This window comes from Streptomyces sp. NPDC057280 (assembly GCF_042668605.1).
In the GTDB taxonomy this organism is placed as follows: Bacteria; Actinomycetota; Actinomycetes; order Streptomycetales; family Streptomycetaceae; genus Streptomyces.
In genome coordinates this window covers 1,318,689-1,338,581 of the sequence record NZ_JBHUYR010000002.1, presented here as the reverse complement: position 1 = coordinate 1,338,581, position 19,893 = coordinate 1,318,689, and the positions used below count along the sequence as shown (strand labels likewise).

Sequence of the window (19,893 nt, the reverse complement as noted above, 5' to 3'; positions counted from 1 at the left end):
GCCAGGCCCGCCTGTGCGGCGCGTCACCGGACGGCCGCTCGACGGTAGGCCCAGGTGGCGACGCCGAGGGAAACGACCCCGACCGCTCCGCAGACGGCCAGGTCACCGAGGACGAACGCCCAGTCGGGATGCGGCCCGAAGGTCCGCGCGAAGGCTTCGACGCCGTACGTCGAGGGCAGCAGGTCCCGCAGGAACCGCACTCCCTCCGGCATCCGGTCGGCCGGCAGGACGCCCAGCAGCAGCGCCGCGGACATGCCCAACTGACCCAGCACGGTCGCCAGTTCCGGCCGCGGCGCGAGCAGCCCGAAGGCCGCCCCGAGCCCGGCGAGCGCGGCCCCGGCGAGCGGGATCACGGCGACGAGCACCCACAGATGCGCCATCGGCAGCCCGAACAGCACACACCCGAACACCGCGGTCACCACGGTCCCGGGCACGGTGAAGGAGGCGTACGCCCCCGCCGCGCCCAGCACCACCGCGGCGGGCGGCACCGGCAGCGTCGCGTAGTGGTCGAGGCCGCCGCTCGCGCGGAGCTGCCCGAAGTACTGGGCGAGCAGGTTCAGCGCGACGAACGCCACGACGAGCACCGCGGAGCCCGCGACCACGGCCTGCGCCTCGGCCCCGCCGTCCACGACCCCGCGCATCAGGATCATGATCCCGACGGACTGGAAGGTCGCCACGAACAGCAGCGGGATGCGCGCGACCCGGGCCCTGGACAGCTGGGCCCGGTACACGGCGACGAGCGCCGGCCACAGCCGCGCACGCGGCCCGAGCTCGGCCGCCCCCCGGTCCGTCTCCTCGACGGCCAGGGCGCCGCCCGGCAGCACCTCGGCGGGTACGACACTCACGTGGCGCTGCTCCCTTTCACCCACGGGGTCACCGATACGTTCGCCCTGTTCCGTCTCCGTACGGATGCTACGGCCCGCTCGCTCAAGCCTGACTCAAGAGCCTTCAAAGCGTTCACGCCTTCACCAGCCCCTGCCGCGCCGCCCCGCCGAGCGCCAGGTACACGTCCTCCAGGCTGGGCGTGGCGAGCGTGAAGTCGTCGAGGGCGGCGAAGGCGGCGCCGCCGGTGACGGTGGCGACGACCGCGCGGGCCTCCTCGGGGGCGAGCCGGAGCGTCCAGCGGCGTCCGGTCTCGACGGCCCGGTCGTGCAGCGCGGCGACCTCCGGGACGTGCAGCGGCGCGGCGTCGCGCCACACCAGGTCGACCCGGACCTCCCCGGCGACCTGCTCCTTGAGCCCGACGGGGGTGTCACAGGCGATCACGCGGCCGCGGTCGAGGACCGCGACCCGGTCGAGGACGGTCTCGGCCTCGATGACGTTGTGGGTGACGAGCAGGACGGTCGTGCCGCGCTCGGCCCGGCGCCGGTCCACTGCCGCCCACACGGCCCGCCGTGCCACCGGGTCCATGCCGGTGGTCGGTTCGTCCAGCACCAGCAGCGGCCGCTCCCCGACCAGCGCGGCGGCGAAGCACGCCAGCCGCCGCTGGCCGCCGGACAGCTTCTTGATCGCCCGCCCGGCGAGCGGCGCGAGCCCGAGTTCGTCGAGTACGGCGTCCCGCTCGGCCCTGGCCGTCCGCGCGTCCAGACCGCGCAGCCGTCCGGTGGTCTCGGCGGCGAGGGAGACGGTGAGCTCGTCGAGGGCGGTGGACTCCTGGCCGAGGTAGGCGAGGATGCGCGCGGCCCGCTCGGGGTGGCGCACGATGTCGTGCCCGAGGATCTCGACCGTGCCGCTGTCGGGCCGCATCAGGCCGGTCAGCTGGCGTACGAGGGTGGACTTGCCGGCGCCGTTCGGCCCGAGCAGCCCGAAGATCTCACCGCGGCGGATGTCGAGTCGTACGTCGTCGGTGGCCCGTACCTCGGGTGTCGCGGGAACCCCGCGCCTGCCCCGTACCGCGGGATAGGTCTTGGTCAGTCCGCGCACCGCGCACACGACATCGTCGCCATGCCGAAGTGCCTGTCCCGCGCGCGTACTCACAAGGCACGAGACTACGGGGTCGGGAAGCTCCGCTCGCCCCTGGGGGCGGGGTATGTGCCGTTTCACTCCCCGGCGGGCGCGTGCTCCGCGGCCGTGCGGACGTCGATCTCGCGCCAGAACCCGGCCCTGATGGCGTACCGGTCGTGCTCGTCGATCTGGTCGTCCTTGTGCGCGAGCAGTCCGAAGCGGGCGGCGTAGCGCAGCAGCTCCCCGTCGATGCGGTGCGGGATGCGCGGGTACATCCCGGACAGCTTCTGGAGGTGGCTCTGGTCGCCCAGCCGCTCCATCCAGCGTCGGGCGAAGACCTGCCCCACCTCGTAGGGGTCGCCTCCGACGGTCGTGATGTCCTCCTCCCGGTCGGCCCATCGCTGCTCGGCGGTGGTGAGCTGCGCGAGCGTCGGCATGGAGGCGACCTCGGGCGGTTCGGCGGCGCCGCCGGGCCGGTCGACCCAGCCCTTGTCGGAGGACCAGCGCAGGGTGGCGTTGGCGGGCTGCTGCGGCTGGACGCCCGGGGCGCGCAGGGCGGCGAGGTCCTTGGGGGTGGGCACGCCCTTGGGCGCGGGCACCCGCTCCTGGGTGCCGTTCTCGGACGCGGCGGCGGGTGCGTGCTCGCCCTCGTCGGCGGAGCGCTCGGCGGCCGCGGCGAGCGCGGACTCGGGCAGCGGCGCGGAGAGGATCGCGGCGATCTCGGGCCGGGGCGCGGGCGGCGGCGCGCAGATCCCGCCGAGCTCCTTGGCGCGGACGGCCTTGGTGATCCACGTGCGGTCCAGGACGCGGCGTTCGTCGGCCTCGGCGACCAGGTCCTCGGACTGGTTGTAGTCGCCGTCGGCGGCCTGCACGGCCCACAGGTGGACGGCGACGCCGTGCTCCTTGGCGGCCATCATGCCCGGCAGCAGGTCGCCGTCGCCGGTGACGAGGACGATGTCGGAGCAGGCACGGTTGCGGGCCAGTTCGGTGAGCTCGGCGTGCATGGCGGCGTCGACGCCCTTCTGGGCCCAGCGTCCGTCGCTGCGGGTCAGGGCGCCGAGCCGGACGGTGACCCGGGGCATCACGCGAAGGCGGCGGTGCTCGGGCTGGGGGACGCGGTCGGGGGCGCCGTCGAACCAGTAGATGCGCAGCAGCGGTCGCTCGGTGTCCGACTCGGCGCGGTCGCGCAGGCCCTGGATGAGGGCGGCGTGGTCGACGGTGATCCGGGATCGGGAAGGTTCCCCCGCAAGGAGGGAGGCGGCCGCCCCCAGCAGATAGCCGGCGTCCACCAGGACGATGCAGCGGTCCACGCGACTCACCCTCTTCCCGGGAGGTTTGCTTCGGGGCTTCCTTCGAGTCTGCCCGACCGCGCGGAGGTTAACGGCCCGAACTCGATCTTCGGCGTGGCGTTTCGGGGCATCGCCGGACGACCACCCCTGTCACACACGGTAATTATCCGAAATGCGTTCTTTGCCAGCCTATGTGAATCTGGTCGCGGCCCTGGCCCCTAGATCCCCCTCAGGAGGCAGATCACCATGGCCAAGAACAAGAACCGTGACCGTAAGCAGCCGCAGTCCGAGCGTGGTCAGCAGCAGGCCCAGCAGTCCTCGATGGAGGCGCAGGCCGAGCAGCGCATGACCCAGGTGACTCCGGGTGACATGGCCCGCAAGGGCAAGCAGAAGCGCTTCGGTCACAACTGACATCTGCATAACGGGTTGAGACCCATGGGTTGTTGAGACCCAGGCACACAGAGAGGGCGCATCCGGTTCACGGATGCGCCCTCTCGACGTACGGCTAACCCGCCAGGCAGGACGGGCCGAGCAGCACCTTCAGGTCGCCGAAGAGCGCCGGGTCCGGCTTGACCCGGTGCCGGTCCAGGCGCAGGACCGTGGTCTTGGTCGGGCCCTGGAGCTTGATCCGGACCTCGCTCTCGCCCTTGTGGTGGCTGAGGATCTCGCCGAGGCGGCTGACCATCGGCGGGGTGACCCTCGTTGCCGGGATGGTGAGGATCACCGGCGCGTTGGTGCCCGCGTTGGACAGGTCGGGGACCTGGAGCTCCATGGCGACCAGGCGCGGGACGTCCTCGCGCTTGTCGAGGCGGCCCTTGACGAACACCACGGCGTCCTCGACGAGTTGGGTCGACACCAGCTGGTAGGTGGCCGGGAAGAACATGCACTCGATGGAGCCGGCGAGGTCCTCGACGGTGGCGATCGCCCAGGCGTTGCCCTGCTTGGTCATCTTGCGCTGCAGGCCCGAGATGATGCCGCCGATGGTGACGACCGCGCCGTCCGCGTGCTCACCTCCGGTGAGCTGGGCGATGCCCGCGTCGGCCTTGTCGGACAGCACGTGCTCCAGGCCGAAGAGCGGGTGGTCGGAGACGTACAGACCGAGCATCTCCCGCTCCTGGGCGAGCAGATAGGTCTTGTCCCACTCGTCGGTGGTGAACTCGACGTCGAGTCCGAAGCCGGGCTCGCTGCTCTCCTCCTCGCCCATGCCGCCGAAGAGGTCGAACTGGCCCTCGGCCTCCTTGCGCTTGACCGCGACCACGTTGTCGATCATCGGCTCGAAGTGCGCGGTGAGGCCCTTGCGGGTGTGCCCGAGGCTGTCGAAGGCGCCCGCCTTGATCAGCGACTCCGTGGTGCGCTTGTTGCAGGCGGTGGCGTCGACCTTGTCGAGGTAGTCGGGGAAGGAGGCGTACTTCCCCTTGGCCTTGCGGGCCTTGATGATCGACTCGACCACGTTGGACCCGACGTTCCGGACGGCTTCCAGGCCGAAGAGGATCACGTCGTCGCCCTGGGCGGCGAAGTTGTGCACCGACTCGTTGACGTTCGGCGGGAGCACCCTGATGCCCATGCGGCGGCACTCGTTGAGGTAGACGGCCGACTTGTCCTTGTCGTCCTTGACGGAGGTCAGCAGCGCGGCCATGTACTCGGCGGGGTGGTTGGCCTTGAGGTAGGCCGTCCAGTACGAGACCAGGCCGTACGCGGCGGAGTGCGCCTTGTTGAAGGCGTAGCCGGCGAAGGGGACCAGCACGTCCCACAGGGCCTGGATCGCCTCGTCGCTGTAGCCGTTCTTCTTGGCGCCCGCCTGGAAGATGGTGAAGTTCTTCGCCAGTTCCTCGGGCTTCTTCTTGCCCATCACGCGGCGGAGGATGTCGGCCTCGCCGAGCGAGTAGCCGGCGATGATCTGGGCGGCCTTCTGCACCTGCTCCTGGTAGACGATCAGGCCGTAGGTGACGTCCAGGACCTCCTTGAGAGGCTCCTCCAGCTCCGGGTGGATCGGGGTGATCTCCTGGAGCTTGTTCTTGCGCAGCGCGTAGTTGGTGTGCGAGTCCATGCCCATCGGGCCCGGGCGGTACAGGGCCGACACGGCGGAGATGTCTTCGAAGTTGTCGGGCTTCATCAGGCGCAGCAGGGAGCGCATGGGGCCGCCGTCGAACTGGAAGACGCCGAGGGTGTCGCCGCGCTGGAGGAGTTCGAAGGTCTTCGGGTCGTCCAGCGGCAGCGCCAGCAGGTCGATGTCGATGCCCTTGTTGGACTTCACCATCTTGACGGCGTCGTCCATGATCGTCAGGTTGCGCAGGCCGAGGAAGTCCATCTTCAGCAGGCCGAGCGACTCGCAGCTCGGGTAGTCCCACTGCGTGATGGTCACGCCGTCGGTGTGGCGCACCCAGACGGGCACGTGCTCGGTGATGGTCTCGCTGGACATGATCACGCCGGCGGCGTGCACGCCCATCTGCCGGACCAGGCCCTCGACGCCCTTGGCGGTGTCGATGACCTTCTTCACGTCCGGTTCGTTCTCGTACATCCCGCGGACCTCGCCGGCCTCCGAGTAGCGGGGGTGCGAGGGATCGGTGATGCCGTTGAGGTCGATGCCCTTGCCGAGGACGTCGGCGGGCATGGCCTTGGTGATGCGGTCGCCCATCGCGTACGGGTAGCCCAGCACGCGCGCGGAGTCCTTGATCGCGTTCTTGGCCTTGATCTTGCCGTAGGTGCCGATCATGGCGACCTTGTCGGCGCCGTATTTCTCCGTCACGTACCTGATCACCTCGACGCGCCGACGCTCGTCGAAGTCGATGTCGACGTCGGGCATGGAGATGCGCTCGGGGTTGAGGAACCGCTCGAAGATCAGGCCGTGCGGGATCGGGTCGAGGTCGGTGATGCCCATGGCGTAGGCGACGATCGAACCGGCCGCGGAGCCTCGGCCGGGGCCGACCGCGATGCCGTTGTTCTTGGCCCACATGATGAAGTCGGCGACGACGAGGAAGTAGCCGGGGAAGCCCATCGAGATGATGACGTCCATCTCGTAGTCGGCCTGCTTCTGGCGGTCCTCGGGGATGCCGCCCGGGTAGCGGCGCTCCATGCCGCGGCGGACCTCCTCCTTGAACCAGGTGACCTCGGTGTAGCCCTCCGGGATGTCGAACTTCGGCATGAGGTTCTTGGCCTCGAACATGCCGGTGGTGTCGACCTGTTCGGCGACCAGGAGGGTGTTGCGGCAGCCCTCCTGCCAGGCGTCGGAGGAGTCGACGGCGTACATCTCGTCCGTGGACTTCAGGTAGTAGCCGGTGCCGTCGAACTTGAAGCGGTCCGGGTCGGAGAGGTTCTTGCCGGTCTGGATGCACAGCAGGGCGTCGTGCGCGGTCGCCTCGTGCGCGTACGTGTAGTGCGAGTCGTTCGTCACCAGGGGCGGGATGCCGAGCTTCTTGCCGATGTCGAGGAGGCCGTCGCGGACCCGGCGCTCGATCTCGATGCCGTGGTCCATCAGCTCCAGGAAGTAGCGGTCCTTGCCGAAGATGTCCTGGTACTCGGCGGCGGACTTCAGGGCCTCGTCGTACTGGCCGAGGCGCAGGCGGGTCTGGAGCTCGCCGGAGGGGCAGCCGGTGGAGGCGATGAGGCCCTCGGACCACTGGGAGATGGTCTCCTTGTCCATCCGGGGCCACTTCTGCAGCCAGCCCTCGGCGTAGGCGTCCGAGGAGAGCCGGAAGAGGTTGTGCAGACCGGTGACGTTCGACGCCCAGATCGTCTTGTGGGTGTAACCACCGGAACCGGAGACGTCGTCCCGCTTCTGGTGCGGCTGGCCCCACTGGATCTTGCGCTTGTTGCGCCGGGACTCGGGGGCGACGTAGGCCTCGATGCCGATGATCGGGGTGACCCCGGCCTTCTTCGCGGAATGGAAGAAGTCGTACGCCCCGTGGAGGTTGCCGTGGTCCGACATGGCGATATGGGTCATGCCCATCTCGTTGCACGCGTCGAACATGTCCTTCAGCCGCGCGGCACCGTCCAGCAGGGAGTACTGGGTGTGGACGTGCAGGTGCGTGAACGGCGGCTTTGACACGGCGTGGCCTCCATGGAAAACACTCGGCGACAGGCGGGCGGACAGTTCGGGGGACAGCGTCGAAGTCTATGCCTCGGGACTGACACTTCGGGGGCCGCCCCGCGTACCTTCACAGCGGGGGTTCCGCGGGCACTTTCGCGCGGCCCCGACCGTTCAGACGACAGAAACGCTGTCGTACACATGCAGGTACGGCCTGCACGCAGATTCGCACCAGGAGGCACCCCGCGATGTCGGTACAGCCGCTCAACGACGAGCCCCGCGGCGAGGAGATCCTCGCCGTCTTCGACACCGCCTTCGGCGAGCTCCTGGCCGCCGACCCGGCAGCGTTCCGTGTGAAGTTCCGCAAGATGGCGGCCTCGGCGTTCGCGTTCTACCGGGGCACGGCGTGCCTCTTCTACCACGACCTGGACGCGGAGAAGCGGGGCGGCCCGTACCTCGACGAGCGCACCTCGCGCGTGTGGATCCACGGCGACCTGCACGCGGAGAACTTCGGCACGTACATGGACGCCACGGGCCGGCTGATCTTCAACGTCAACGACTTCGACGAGGCGTACGTCGGCCCCTTCACGTGGGACCTCAAGCGCTTCTCCGCCTCCATCGCCCTGATCGGCTACGCCAAGGCGCTCAGCGACGAGCAGATCACCGAGCTGGTGCGCGTCTACGCGGCCGCGTACCGCGAGCGCATCCACGCCCTGGCGACCGGCGCCAAGAGCGACGAGGTGCCGCCGTTCACGCTGGACACCGCCGAGGGCCCGCTCCTGGACGCCCTGCGCGACGCCCGCGCGCTGACCCGCTTCGGGCTGCTGGACTCGATGACGGAGATCCGGGACTTCGAGCGCCGGTTCGCCCCGGGCGGCGGCTCCATCGAGCTGGACGCGGCCACGCGGTACAAGGTGCTGGCCGCCTTCGACGGCTACCTGGAGACCCTGCCGGAGACCTCGCTGGCCCGCCCGGACTCGTACCGCGTGAAGGACGTGGTGGGCCGCCGCGGCATCGGCATCGGCTCGGCGGGACTCCCGTCGTACAACATCCTGCTGGAGGGCCACAGCGACGCGTTGGAGAACGACGTCGTGATCTACATCAAGCAGGCCCAGACCCCGGCCGTCTCCCGGCACATCACCGACCCGGCGATCCGCGGCTACTTCCAGCACGAGGGGCACCGCACGGTCCTCTCCCAGCGCGCCCTGCAGCAGCACGCCGACCCGTGGCTGGGCTGGACCGAGCTGGACGGCGCGGGCCAGCTGGTCGCCGAGGTCTCGCCGTACGCCGTGGACCTCGACTGGGGTGACATCGACGACACGGAGGAGATCGCGGCGGTCGTCGCCGACCTCGGCCGGGCCACGGCCACCATGCACGCGGCGGCGGACGACCAGTCCGGCGAGTCCCTGGTGCCGTTCTCCACCGAGCGGGCCATCGACGCGGCGATCGCGGCCGACGAGGAGGGCTTCGGCGAGCTCCTGGTCTCCTTCGCGCACGACTACGGCGCACGCGCGCGTGCAGACCACCAGATCTTCGTGGACCTGTTCCGCAACGGCCGCATTCCGGGCCTGTGACGGAAACCGCAGGGATGTCGATAACGATAGGGGCGCTCACAGGGACCTTTTAGGGGTCCCTTACAGGGGCGCGTGACACACTCTCTGTCGCTATGGACATATCCGGGACCCAGCTACGAGCGCTCCGCGCGGCGCTGTTCACGGCACTCGTCGTGACGCTCAGCACCGCGTCGCACGTACTGCTGTCCCGCGCCCCGCTCCCGCTGAACACGGTGGCCCTGGTCACGGTCGCCGTGTTCGCCGTGGCATACGCCCTGGCCGGCCGGGAGCGGAGCTTCGGGCGGATCGCCGCCCTGCTCGTCCCGCTGGAGCTGGCCGCGGACACGGTCCTCACCACCGGGCAGCACGTCTGCTACGGGGCGGCGGGCGGCCCCGTCGCGGGCCCGCTGCGCTCGGTCGGCTGGGACGTGTTCTGCGGCGACGGCACCAGCGTCGGCAGCCCCCTCGCCCGGGTCACGGGCGCCGACACGGACCGGCTCGCGAGCGTCCTCGCCCACGCCGATCCGCAGGCCGCCTGGCTGCTGCTCGGCGCGCACATCGGCGTCGGCCTGCTGGCCGCCGCCTGGCTGCGCCGCGGCGAGCGGGCGCTGGCCCAGCTGCTGCGGGCGGTCGCGGCGACGACGTTCCGCCCGCTCCTGCTCGCGGTCGCCGCGGTGGCGGTACGACGGACCCCGGCACTCCGCGTCCCGCGGCGCCCCCGTCGTCGTACGACCGTCGCCCGCGACCGGCTTCTCGTGCACTCCCTGGGACGGCGTGGACCGCCCTGCTCGGCCGCTCTGGCCTGAACGACCACGCACAGCACCGAGCATCACCACCCCCCTTTACGCCTTTACGTACCCGCACCCACGTGTGCGCGTCCCCTTACGGAGATCCCCCATGAGCAAGCGGAACAGCCAGTCGGCGAAGACCGCGGCGCGCGAGCGCCTGCGTCAGGAACGCGAGCGCCAGGCCAAGCGCGACAAGGTCAAGCGGCAGGTCATCGTCGCCTTCTCCATCGTGGGCGTCCTCGCGATAGCCGGCGGCATCGGCTACGCCGTCGTCCAGGGCAACAAGCCCGGCTACTGGGAAGACGCCAAGAACGACAAGCTGGTCAAGCCGGCCAACACCACCGGCACGAACGGCACGACCGTCGTCATCGGCAAGAGCAGCGCCAAGAAGACCCTCGTCATGTACGAGGACCCGCGCTGCCCGGTCTGCGCCCAGTTCGAGCAGACGGTCGGCCCGACCGTCAAGAAGGACCTCGACGCCGGCAAGTTCAAGATCCAGTACGTCGGCGCCACCTTCCTCGACGACAAGCTGACCGGCGAGGGCTCCAAGAACGCCCTCAGCGCGCTCGGCGCCGCGCTCAACGTCAGCCCCGAGGCCTTCCTCGAGTACAAGACCGCGATGTACACGACGAAGTGGCACCCCGAGGAGACCGACGACAAGTTCAAGGACGACGCCTACCTCATCAAGATCGCCAATACGGTCGACGCCCTGAAGAACAACAAGCAGTTCCAGAAGGACGTGAAGGACGGCACCTACGACAAGTGGGCGCTGGAGGAGTCCAAGCTCTTCGACAAGGCCGGCGTGAGCGGCACCCCGACCCTGCAGATGGACGGCAAGAACCTCACCGGCTCCGACGGCCAGAACGCCCCGATGACGGTGGCCGAGTTCAACACGGCGCTGGAGGCGGCCCTCAAGGCCTGACCCTTCGCTTCACCTCAAAGAGCGGGCGAACTTTCACCAGTTCGCCCGCTCTCGTTCATACCGATCAGTAACCTGATCGGTCGTGACCAGTAGACACAGAGCATCCGAGCGCCTCAACTCCCTGGCGCCGCGCCGCCGTACGGTCGTGAAGGCCGCCGCCGCCACCGCGGGCGCCGCCCTCGTCGCGGCCCCCTTCCCCGCCGGCGCCGCCGACGAGGTCCCCGCCTTCCTGCACGGCGTCGCCTCCGGCGACCCGCTGCCCGACGGCATCCTGCTGTGGACCCGGGTGACCCCCGTGGCCGCGGCGATACCCGGCTCCGGGCTCGGCCCGGACACCGAGGTGAGCTGGATCGTCGCCACGGACAAGGCGTTCACGAACATCGTCGCCAAGGGCTCCGTCACCGCGACCGCCGCCTCCGACCACACCGTCAAGGCCGACGTCCGCGGCCTCGCCCCCGCCACGACCTACTGGTTCCGCTTCTCCGCGGGCGGCACCGACTCCCCGGCGGCGCGCACCCGCACCGCGCCGGCGGCGGACGCGGCCGTCCCGGGCCTCCGCTTCGGCGTGGTCTCCTGCGCCAACTGGGAGGCCGGCTACTTCGCGCCGTACCGCCATCTCGCGGCCCGCGGCGACCTGGACGCCTGGCTGCACCTGGGCGACTACATCTACGAGTACGGCACCGGCGAGTACGGCACGCGGGGCACCGTCGTCCGGCAGCACGCGCCGACCCACGAGATCCTGACCCTCGCCGACTACCGCGTGCGGCACGGGAAGTACAAGACCGACGCCGACCTCCAGGCGCTGCACGCGGTGGCTCCGGTCGTCGCGATCTGGGACGACCACGAGTTCGCCAACGACGCCTGGTCGGGCGGGGCGGAGAACCACACCGAGGGCGCGGAGGGCGCCTGGACCGCGCGCCAGGCGGCCGCGAAGCAGGCGTACTTCGAGTGGATGCCGGTGCGTCCGGCGATCGCGGGGACGACCTACCGGCGGCTGCGCTTCGGCAAGTTGGCGGATCTGTCGCTGCTGGACCTGCGCTCCTTCCGTTCGCAGCAGGTCTCCGTCGGCAACGGCTCGGTCGACGACCCGGACCGCACCCTCACCGGGCGTGCCCAACTGGACTGGCTGAAGGCGGGGTTGAAGTCCTCCGACACCACCTGGCGGCTGGTCGGCAACTCGGTGATGATCTCGCCGTTCGCCATCGGCTCGCTCTCCGCGGACCTGCTCAAGCCGCTCGCCAAGCTGCTCGGCCTGCCGCAGGAGGGCCTCGCCCTCAACACCGACCAGTGGGACGGCTACACGGACGACCGCCGTGAGCTCCTGGCCCATCTGCGCGCGAACGCGATCCGCAACACCGTGTTCCTGACGGGTGACATCCACATGGCGTGGGCCAACGACGTGCCGGTGGACGCCGGTACGTATCCGCTGTCGGCCTCGGCCGCCACCGAGTTCGTCGTCACCTCGGTGACCTCCGACAACCTCGACGACATCGTCAAGGTCCCCGAGGGCACGGTCTCCGCGCTCGCCGCGCCGATCATCAAGGCCGCCAACCGGCATGTCCACTGGGTCGACACCGACCGCCACGGCTACGGCGTCCTGGACCTCACCGCCGACCGCGCGCAGATGGACTACTACGTCGTCTCCGACAAGACGAAGGCCAACGCGACCTCGTCCTGGGCCCGTTCGTACCGCACGAAGTCCGGCACCCAGAAGGTCGAACGGACGTACGACCCCGTGTAGTCAGGTTCCGGCCAACGGCAAGGGGTGCGGCCCGTGTTCGTATACGGCCGCACCCCGTGGCCGGTCAGAAGGTGATCGGAAGGCATTTACAGGCTGGGCATGTACACGTAATCTCCGGGCGGCGGCCAGGAAGACCCCTGCGTCCGCTCTCCCCAACGCATCCGCTAGGAGTCAGCATGCGTGCGCTTGCCCGGATATCCCCCACTACGCGCAGACGCCTTCTCGGCACGGCAGTTGTGGCCGGAACCCTGATGCTCACTCCCCTGTCGGCGCCCACCGGACTCGCGGCGGCCCAGGCTCCGGCCGCCGCCGACTGCGCCGGCACGGACTCCCACGCGGCGGCCCGCGAGGCCCGCCCCGGCAGCGGCACGCACGCCGCCGAGCCCAACGAGGTCAGCGCCGCCAAGGCCCAGGCGATGAACGCCGACCTCAAGGCCAAGCTCGACAAGCTGCCCAAGTCCGGCAGCCGCAGCCTCGCCGCCGCGTCCTCCACCACCATCCCGGTGTACTTCCACGTCATCCACGACGGCGCCACCGGCAACCTCAGCTCGTCGGCCATCACCGCCCAGATCAACGTCCTGAACGCCGCCTACGCCGGCCAGGGCACCGGAAACGTCGACTCCGGCTACCAGTTCACGCTGGCCGGCACCGACTACACCGACAACGCCACCTGGTACAACGTCAGTTCCGGCTCCACGGCGGAGAAGGCGATGAAGACCGCCCTGCGCAAGGGCGGCGCGAACGCGCTCAACATCTACACCGCCAACCTCGGCGGCGGCCTCCTCGGCTGGGCCACCTTCCCCAGCTCGTACAAGTCCAGCCCGTCCATGGACGGTGTCGTCATCCTCGACACGTCCCTGCCCGGCGGCTCGGCGACCAACTACAACGAGGGCGACACCGCCACCCACGAGGTCGGCCACTGGATGGGGCTCTACCACACCTTCCAGGGCGGCTGTAACGGCAACGGCGACTACGTCAGCGACACCCCGGCCGAGAAGAGCGCCGCCTACGAGTGCCCGACCGGCCGCGACAGCTGCACCAACAAGACCGGCGTCGACCCGATCCACAACTTCATGGACTACACGTACGACAACTGCATGTACCAGTTCACCGCGGGCCAGGTGACGCGGATGCAGCAGAGCTTCGCGGCCTACCGCGCCGGCTGAGGCTGACCTAGAGCGAGTCGAGGAAGCCGAGCGCCACCCGCCAGGTGGCCTCGGCGGCCTCCTCGTCGTAGTCGGGCAGGTCGGGGTCGGTGTAGAGGTGACCGGCCCCGGCGTACCGGTAGATCTCCACGTCGGCGCCCGCGCGGCCCATCTGGAGATACCAGGAGCTCAGCCAGTCGTCCGTCTCGAACTGGTCCGGCTCGGCGACATGCAGCTGGACCGGCAGCTCGTCCACGGCGGCGTTGGCCGCGATGTCCGAGGTGCCGTGCAGCAGCAACAGCCCGCGCGCCTTGTCGTCGCCGAGGGCGAGGGTCTGCGCGACGGAGGCACCGAACGAGAACCCGGCGTACACCAGGCCCCGCTCCGAGTAGGGCGCGGCGGCCAGCACGGCCCGCTTGAGCAGCTCGTCCTTGCCGACGCTCTCCTTGAACTCCATGCCGTCCTCGACCGTCTCGAACGTGCGCCCCTCGAAGAGATCCGGTGTCCAGACCTGGTGTCCGGCGGCGCGCAGCCGGTCGGCGGCCTGGCGCACGGCGGGCCGCAGACCGTAGGTCGAGTGAAAGAGCATGATGTTCATGAGGCCATGGTGCCAGCCGGGTACGACAGCGCGGGCGAGCGCCCGTACCCACATCTCCGCAGAAGTCACATGTTCATGACCCCGTGGTGCCGGTTAGGTTCGGGGTCATGGAGAACGTACTCCGACCGTTGATCGTCATCGGTGGCTCGGTCCTGCTCACGCTGGTCATCGGCTGGGCCACGGACCTGCTGCTGCGCAAGGCCGACGCACGGCACAGCGAGACCCCGCTGTGGGGTCTGCTGCGCCGCGGCCGCATCCCCTACCAGCTGGTGCTCTGCGCCGCGATGCTCAGAGGGTCCTACGACGAGGCCCAGCTGCTGCGCGAGCACCGGGTCGGCATCGGGCAGACCCTCACGCTCGTGCTGATCGGGTCGGCCGCCTGGCTGGTGATCCGGATCGCGGCGGCGGTCGTCGAGACGTCGTACAGCAGGTACGCGCGCATGCACCGGGACCCCGCCCGGGTCCGCCGGGTGCGCACCCAGGTGACGCTGATCATGCGGGTCGTCGCCGCGATCGTCGGCGTAGTGGCGGTGGCGGCGATGCTGCTGACGTTCCCGGCGATGCGCGCGGCCGGCGCCTCACTGCTGGCCTCGGCCGGAATCCTCGGCATCGTCGCCGGTGTCGCGGCGCAGTCCACGCTGAGCAACATGTTCGCGGGGCTGCAGATCGCGTTCGGCGACATGGTGCGCATAGGGGACACGGTCGTGGTGGACGGCGAGTGGGGCACGGTCGAGGAGATCACGCTGACCTTCCTGACGGTCCGCACCTGGGACGAGCGCCGGATCACCATGCCGGTGTCGTACTTCACCTCGAAGCCGTTCGAGAACTGGTCGCGCGGCGGGGCCCAGATGACCGGCATCGTCTACTGGCACCTCGACCACTCGGCGCCGATGGACGCGATGCGCGAGAAGCTCCGCGACATCCTGCGCGAGTGCCCGGCGTGGGACGGCCGCGCCTGCGATCTGACGGTCACGGACTCGACGCCGAACACCATGCAGGTGCGGGCCCTGGTGACCGCCAAGGACGCCGACGACATCTGGAAGGTACGGGTCACGGTCCGCGAGCAGATGATCCGCTGGCTGACCGACCACCACCCGTACGCCCTCCCCCGCGTCAACACGGCCGACTCGGCTCAGCCGCCGAGCAGGAACGGCGCCCGCCCGTCCGCCTCTCCGGACGGCGCGCCCCGCAGGATCCACGAGCCCCCGAGGCAGAGCCGCTGACCGTCAGTTGCCCCGCTCGGCGCCCCCGTTGACCTGCACGATCTGCGAGGTGCTGCACCTGCCCGGGGGACGACCCCCGGACCCCCAGCAGAAAGAACGGCTCAACGCCCCCGCTCGGCGCCCCCGTTGACCTGCACGATCTGTGACGTCACGTGTCCGGCGCCGGGCGAGGCGAGCCAGTGCAGGGTCTCGGCGACGTCCCCCAGGTTCCCGGCGCGCCCGTTCGCGGTGTCGTTGATGAGCCGCTCCCGCCGGGCCGGGTCGATGGCGCCGCCGAAGAACTCGGTGTCCTCGATGTAGCCGGGCGCGACGACGTTCACGGTGATGCCGCGCGGGCCGAGATCCCGGGCCAGGTCGTGGGCGTACGGGTGCAGCCCCGCCTTGGCGGCCCCGTACGCCCCGCTCCCGGAGCCCCGGTAGGCGGCGATGGAGCTGACGAACAGCACGCGCCCGCCGGGCGAGGCGAGCCGGTCCTTGAGGGCCTCGGTGAGCAGTGCGGCGGTCAGCAGATTGAGCCGGAAGTTGACGGTCCAGTGGTGCGCGACGGCGTCCAGCGGATCGTCCCCGGAGACGGACGGTTCGAGCTGCCCGTTCCCCCCGGCGCTGTGGACGAGCACGTCCACGGCCCCCAGCTCCCGTCCGACGAACTCGGCGACCCCGCGCACGTCCGCCGTGTCACTGAGATCGGCGGCGTAGGTCAGCGCCCCGGGCACCCCGGCCCCCTCCAGTACTTCCTTCCGTCGCCCGAGCAGCAGCACCCGGTCCCCGTCCGCCGCGAAGACACGGGCCGCAGCGCGCCCGATTCCCGTACCGCCACCACTGATCACCACGTTGCGAGCCATGAACCCACCCTAGGAAGGGCCGCGACTCCCGTCATCCGCCTTCACACGAAGGTCATACGACTGTCAGGTCAGCGCAGACTGCGCACGTCCAGGTGCCGCAGCACCCGGTCCACCACCTCCGGATCGGCCCCGGGCTCACTGCGCGCCGCCAGCACCTCGTGCCGCGCCGCGCTGAGCATCTCGCCCTGGATCCGCCGCACCCGCTTCAGCCGCTTCGCCCGCTGCTGATGCGCCTCCCGGCGCTCCTCGTCCCCCATGTCGGGACTGATCCGCACCCCGATGTCGAAGGCCCGCCGCAGCATCTGCTCGGACAGCTCCTCCGGCAGTTCCTCGACCTCCTCGATCTCCTTCAGCCGCTGCTTGGCGGCCTTGGCGGCCCGGATGGCGAGGGTCTTCTCGAACTCCTTCTCCCGCTCGGTGTCGGCCTTCACACCGAGCCGCTTCACCAGCCACGGCAGGGTCAGCCCCTGGAGCACGAGCGTCGCCATGATGACCCCGAAAGCGATGAACACGATCTCGTCCCGGTCGGGGAAGGCGCCTCCGTCGTCGGTCTTCAGCGGAATCGCCAGCGCCAACGCCACGGACGCCACCCCCCGCATCCCCGACCACCACATGACGACGGTCTCCCGCCAGGTCATCGGGATCTCCTCGTCGTAGTCCTGCCGGGCGTGCAGCCGCTTGGCGACCCAGGTCGCGGGAACCAGCCACAGCAGGCGTACGAGGACGACGACCACGACGATCGCGGCGGCCCAGCCGAGCATCTCGCCCCACCGTCCGGACGCGGTGCGGATCGCGTTGTGCAGTTCGAGCCCGATCAGTCCGAAGGCCACCCCGGTGACGAGCGTGTCGACGATGTCCCAGAAGGTGTGCCCGGCGAGCCGGGTGAGCACGTCGTCGGCGTCGGTGCCGTACTCGGCGAGGAAGAGGGCGGTGGTGAGCACGGCGAGCACCCCGGACCCGTGCAGTTCCTCGGCGAGCACGTAGGAGGCGTACGGCACGAGGAGCGTCAGCCCGATCTGGAGGGTCGCGTCGTCGAGCAGGTCCATCAGCTTGTTCGCGCCCCAGCCCAGGGCGACGCCCATGACGACGGCGACGACCGCGGAGAGCACCAGCTCGAACGCGGCCTCCCCGACGTGGAAGGAACCGCTGACGGCCGCGGTGATCGCCACGTGGTAGAGCACGATGGCCGTGACGTCGTTGAAGAGGCCCTCGCCCTCCAGGATCGACACCAGCCGCCGCGGCAGCCCCAGTTGCCCGGCGACGGCCGTCGCCGCGACCGGGTCGGGCGGCGCGACCAGCGCGCCGAGCGCCACGGCGGCGGCGATCGGCAGCCCCGGCACGATCGCCTGGGCGACGGCGGCCACACACAGGGTGGTGACGAAGACCAGCGCCACGGCGAGCAGCAGGATCGGCCGTACGTTGGCCGCGAACTGCCGCCAGGAGGTGCGCCGCACGGCCGCGTAGAGCAGCGGCGGCAGCAGGAGCGGCAGGATCAGCTCCGGCGCGATCTCGACGTTGGGCACGAAGTCCAGCAGCGCGAGGACGATCCCGAGCAGGGTCATCAGGACCGGCGCCGGCAGCTTGAACCGGTCCCCCACCGGGACGCTCACCACGGCCCCGAGCAACAGCAGGAACAGCAGGGCCAATTGATCCACGGGCAGGCTCCGGCGGGTCGGACGAGCAGGAATCTCCAGCTGTCCAGCCTGCCATGCCGGCCGCGCCGATCAGTTACAGCGCGCGCCGCATCCCCTGGTGCGGAATCCCTGCCTCCAGGTACTCCGGGCCGTAGGCCTCGTAGCCGAGCCGCTCGTAGAACCCCAGCGCGTGCGTCTGCGCGTGCAGATCCACCGCCGCGAGCCCCCGCGCGCGTGCCGCGTCCTCGATGGCCCGTACGAGCGCCACGCCGACGCCGAGACCGCGCGCCTCCTCGGCCACCGCGAGCCGCCCGAGCGAGCCCAGGGTGAGATCACCGCCGACCTTCTCGGCGGCCTCGGAGCCGTACAGCAGCCTTCCGGTGCCCAGCGCGGTCCCGTCGTCCCGCACGGCCAGCACATGCACCGCGACGGCGTCGTACGCGTCGTACTCCAGGTCCTCCGGAACGCCCTGCTCGACGACGAAGACCTGCTTGCGCACGGCGAAGCACATCTCCCGGTCGGCGGGGTCCTCGGCGACCCGCACGGCGTACGGCGGCCGGCTCACGCGTACGTCTCCTCGCGGACCTGGTCCAGGGCCTGCTGGAGGTCCTCCGGGTAGTCGCTCTCGAACTCGACCCACTGCCCGTCCCCGGGGTGCTCGAAGCCCAGGCGGACCGCGTGCAGCCACTGCCGGGTCAGACGCAGCCGCTTGGCGAGGGTCGGGTCGGCGCCGTAGGTGAGGTCGCCGACGCAGGGGTGTCGGTGGGCGGCCATGTGGACGCGGATCTGGTGGGTGCGGCCCGTCTCCAGCTTCACGTCGAGCAGGGAGGCCGCCCGGAACGCCTCGATGAGGTCGTAGTGCGTGATCGACGGCTTGCCGTCGGCGGTGACCGCCCACTTGTAGTCGTGGTTCGGGTGCCGGCCGATGGGGGCGTCGATGGTGCCGCTCGTGGGGTCCGGGTGGCCCTGGACGAGGGTGTGGTAGCGCTTGTCGACCGTGCGCTCCTTGAACTGGCGCTTGAGGGACGTGTACGCGTACTCGGACTTGGCGACGACCATCAGGCCGGAGGTGCCGACGTCGAGGCGGTGCACGATGCCCTGGCGCTCGGCGGCGCCGGAGGTCGAGATGCGGTACCCGGCGGCGGCGAGGCCGCCGATGACGGTCGGGCCGGTCCAGCCGGGCGACGGGTGGGCGGCCACGCCGACGGGCTTGACGATGACGACCACGTCATCGTCGTCATGGATGATCTCCATGCCCTCGACCGGCTCGGCGACGATCTGCACGGGCGCGGGCGCGCCGGGCATCTCGACCTCCAGCCAGGCACCGCCGCGCACCCGCTCGGACTTGCCGACCACGGCCCCGTCGACCTGGACCTTGCCCGCCGCCGCCAGCTCGGCCGCCTTGGTGCGGGAGAAGCCGAACATGCGGGAGATGGCGGCGTCGACGCGCTCGCCCTCCAGGCCGTCGGGCACGGGCAGGGTACGGACCTCGGGAACTGTGCTCACCCGTCGAGTATGCCGGACGGGTCGGACAGCCCCGAACGCGCGCTCAGTCCTTGTGAACGGTCCCGTCCGGGTCGAGGCCCTTGAAGGACAGCAGCACGATCAGGATGCCGCCGCACACGATCGCCGAGTCGGCGAGGTTGAACACCGCGAAGTGCTTCGGCGCGATGAAGTCGACGACCGCGCCCTCGAAGACGCCGGGCGAGCGGAAGATCCGGTCGGTGAGGTTGCCGAGCGCACCGCCGAGGAGCAGGCCGAGGGCGATCGCCCAGGGCAGGCTGTAGAGCTTGCGGGCGAGGCGGGCGATGACCACGATCACGGCCGCCGCGATCACCGTGAAGATCACGGTGAAGGCCTCGCCGAAGCCGAAGGCGGCGCCCGCGTTGCGGATCGCCTCGAACTTCAGCCAGTCCCCGACGATCTCGATCGGCGCGTGGTGCTCCAGCTTGGCCACCACGAGCAGCTTGCTGCCGAGGTCGAGGAGGTACGCGAAGGCGGCGACGGCGAACAGCACGGCGATCCGGCGCTTGCCCCTGGGCTGGGGCCGCTCCCCGACGCCCTGCTGCCCGGCTGCCCGCTCCGGCTCGGCCCCGTCCCCCTCAGGGGTGTCCGGCGTACCGATCATGCGCTCCGCTTCGGTCACGTGAGTCCCTCAACCTAGGTGCCTGACTGAGGACGAGGGTACGA

At 70.4% G+C, this 19,893-nt stretch carries 17 protein-coding genes; 7 read left to right on the top strand and 10 right to left on the bottom strand.

Annotation, left to right across the window (positions count from 1 at the left end; translation table 11 throughout):
• Positions 1-23: 23 nt before the first annotated feature.
• The 3 genes from ACFUO4_RS16575 to ACFUO4_RS16565 form a co-directional block, all read right to left on the bottom strand.
• Entirely contained in the window at positions 24-845 is an 822-nt protein-coding gene (locus ACFUO4_RS16575) for an ABC transporter permease (RefSeq protein WP_079309620.1), read from the bottom strand.
• Positions 846-957: 112 nt separating this feature from the next.
• The gene (locus ACFUO4_RS16570; protein WP_079309619.1) at positions 958-1,932 is read right to left on the bottom strand and encodes an ABC transporter ATP-binding protein; all 975 of its coding nucleotides are present in this window, start codon (positions 1,930-1,932) and stop codon (positions 958-960) included.
• 107 nt (positions 1,933-2,039) lie between these two features.
• Positions 2,040-3,254, bottom strand: coding sequence for an NYN domain-containing protein (locus ACFUO4_RS16565; RefSeq protein WP_383484885.1), 1,215 nt, complete (start codon positions 3,252-3,254; stop codon positions 2,040-2,042).
• A 225-nt stretch (positions 3,255-3,479) separates the two neighbouring features.
• Here ACFUO4_RS16565 and ACFUO4_RS16560 point away from each other — a divergent pair, with 225 nt between their 5' ends.
• Complete coding sequence (locus ACFUO4_RS16560) at positions 3,480-3,644, top strand: hypothetical protein (RefSeq protein ID WP_165951132.1); 165 nt, start codon at positions 3,480-3,482, stop codon at positions 3,642-3,644.
• A 94-nt stretch (positions 3,645-3,738) separates the two neighbouring features.
• Here ACFUO4_RS16560 and dnaE read toward each other — a convergent pair whose 3' ends face one another.
• Positions 3,739-7,278 carry a DNA polymerase III subunit alpha gene (dnaE, locus tag ACFUO4_RS16555; protein WP_079311090.1) on the bottom strand — a complete coding sequence of 1,180 codons (3,540 nt, stop codon included), beginning with the start codon at positions 7,276-7,278 and terminating at the stop codon, positions 3,739-3,741.
• A 227-nt stretch (positions 7,279-7,505) separates the two neighbouring features.
• Between dnaE and ACFUO4_RS16550 the strand changes: the two genes are divergently transcribed.
• The 5 genes from ACFUO4_RS16550 (at position 7,506) to ACFUO4_RS16530 (ending at position 13,427) form a co-directional block, all read left to right on the top strand.
• On the top strand, positions 7,506-8,831 hold the full coding sequence (locus tag ACFUO4_RS16550) for a DUF2252 domain-containing protein (RefSeq protein WP_079311091.1): 1,326 nt from the start codon (positions 7,506-7,508) through the stop codon (positions 8,829-8,831).
• 92 nt (positions 8,832-8,923) lie between these two features.
• Positions 8,924-9,616 carry a hypothetical protein gene (locus tag ACFUO4_RS16545; protein ID WP_383484880.1) on the top strand — a complete coding sequence of 231 codons (693 nt, stop codon included), beginning with the start codon at positions 8,924-8,926 and terminating at the stop codon, positions 9,614-9,616.
• Positions 9,617-9,707: 91 nt separating this feature from the next.
• Entirely contained in the window at positions 9,708-10,520 is an 813-nt protein-coding gene (locus tag ACFUO4_RS16540) for a DsbA family protein (RefSeq protein WP_079311092.1), read from the top strand.
• A gap of 82 nt (positions 10,521-10,602) precedes the next feature.
• Positions 10,603-12,261 (top strand): alkaline phosphatase D family protein, encoded by a 1,659-nt coding sequence (locus tag ACFUO4_RS16535; protein WP_383484877.1) that lies wholly within the window; start codon positions 10,603-10,605, stop codon positions 12,259-12,261.
• Between the two features lie 176 nt (positions 12,262-12,437).
• Positions 12,438-13,427, top strand: a complete 990-nt coding sequence (locus ACFUO4_RS16530; RefSeq protein ID WP_383484874.1) for a zinc metalloprotease — start codon at positions 12,438-12,440, stop codon at positions 13,425-13,427.
• A gap of 7 nt (positions 13,428-13,434) precedes the next feature.
• On the opposite strand, the gene ACFUO4_RS16525 is transcribed toward ACFUO4_RS16530, so the two are convergent.
• Positions 13,435-14,004: a dienelactone hydrolase family protein gene (locus tag ACFUO4_RS16525; protein ID WP_079311111.1), complete on the bottom strand. Its 570-nt coding sequence runs from the start codon at positions 14,002-14,004 to the stop codon at positions 13,435-13,437.
• 107 nt (positions 14,005-14,111) lie between these two features.
• Here ACFUO4_RS16525 and ACFUO4_RS16520 point away from each other — a divergent pair, with 107 nt between their 5' ends.
• Entirely contained in the window at positions 14,112-15,227 is a 1,116-nt protein-coding gene (locus ACFUO4_RS16520) for a mechanosensitive ion channel family protein (protein ID WP_079311095.1), read from the top strand.
• 101 nt (positions 15,228-15,328) lie between these two features.
• Here ACFUO4_RS16520 and ACFUO4_RS16515 read toward each other — a convergent pair whose 3' ends face one another.
• From ACFUO4_RS16515 to lspA, 5 genes are all read right to left on the bottom strand, one after another.
• Complete coding sequence (locus ACFUO4_RS16515) at positions 15,329-16,069, bottom strand: SDR family NAD(P)-dependent oxidoreductase (protein ID WP_383484869.1); 741 nt, start codon at positions 16,067-16,069, stop codon at positions 15,329-15,331.
• A 68-nt stretch (positions 16,070-16,137) separates the two neighbouring features.
• Positions 16,138-17,724, bottom strand: coding sequence for a Na+/H+ antiporter (locus ACFUO4_RS16510; RefSeq protein ID WP_079311096.1), 1,587 nt, complete (start codon positions 17,722-17,724; stop codon positions 16,138-16,140).
• A 73-nt stretch (positions 17,725-17,797) separates the two neighbouring features.
• Complete coding sequence (locus tag ACFUO4_RS16505) at positions 17,798-18,268, bottom strand: GNAT family N-acetyltransferase (protein WP_383484866.1); 471 nt, start codon at positions 18,266-18,268, stop codon at positions 17,798-17,800.
• Positions 18,265-19,209: an RluA family pseudouridine synthase gene (locus tag ACFUO4_RS16500; RefSeq protein WP_383484863.1), complete on the bottom strand. Its 945-nt coding sequence runs from the start codon at positions 19,207-19,209 to the stop codon at positions 18,265-18,267. Before ACFUO4_RS16500 ends, ACFUO4_RS16505 begins: the two co-directional genes overlap by 4 nt.
• A gap of 43 nt (positions 19,210-19,252) precedes the next feature.
• The gene (gene lspA / locus ACFUO4_RS16495; protein WP_383484860.1) at positions 19,253-19,849 is read right to left on the bottom strand and encodes a signal peptidase II; all 597 of its coding nucleotides are present in this window, start codon (positions 19,847-19,849) and stop codon (positions 19,253-19,255) included.
• Positions 19,850-19,893 lie beyond the last annotated feature (44 nt).

Coding starts and splice junctions, on each gene's coding strand:
- ACFUO4_RS16520 (WP_079311095.1), top strand. CDS start 14,112: ATGGAGAACGTACTCCGACCGTTGATCGTCATCGGTGGCTCGGTCCTG.
- ACFUO4_RS16550 (WP_079311091.1), top strand. CDS start 7,506: ATGTCGGTACAGCCGCTCAACGACGAGCCCCGCGGCGAGGAGATCCTC.
- ACFUO4_RS16525 (WP_079311111.1), bottom strand. CDS start 14,004: ATGAACATCATGCTCTTTCACTCGACCTACGGTCTGCGGCCCGCCGTG.
- ACFUO4_RS16545 (WP_383484880.1), top strand. CDS start 8,924: ATGGACATATCCGGGACCCAGCTACGAGCGCTCCGCGCGGCGCTGTTC.
- ACFUO4_RS16530 (WP_383484874.1), top strand. CDS start 12,438: ATGCGTGCGCTTGCCCGGATATCCCCCACTACGCGCAGACGCCTTCTC.
- ACFUO4_RS16540 (WP_079311092.1), top strand. CDS start 9,708: ATGAGCAAGCGGAACAGCCAGTCGGCGAAGACCGCGGCGCGCGAGCGC.
- ACFUO4_RS16560 (WP_165951132.1), top strand. CDS start 3,480: ATGGCCAAGAACAAGAACCGTGACCGTAAGCAGCCGCAGTCCGAGCGT.
- ACFUO4_RS16515 (WP_383484869.1), bottom strand. CDS start 16,069: ATGGCTCGCAACGTGGTGATCAGTGGTGGCGGTACGGGAATCGGGCGC.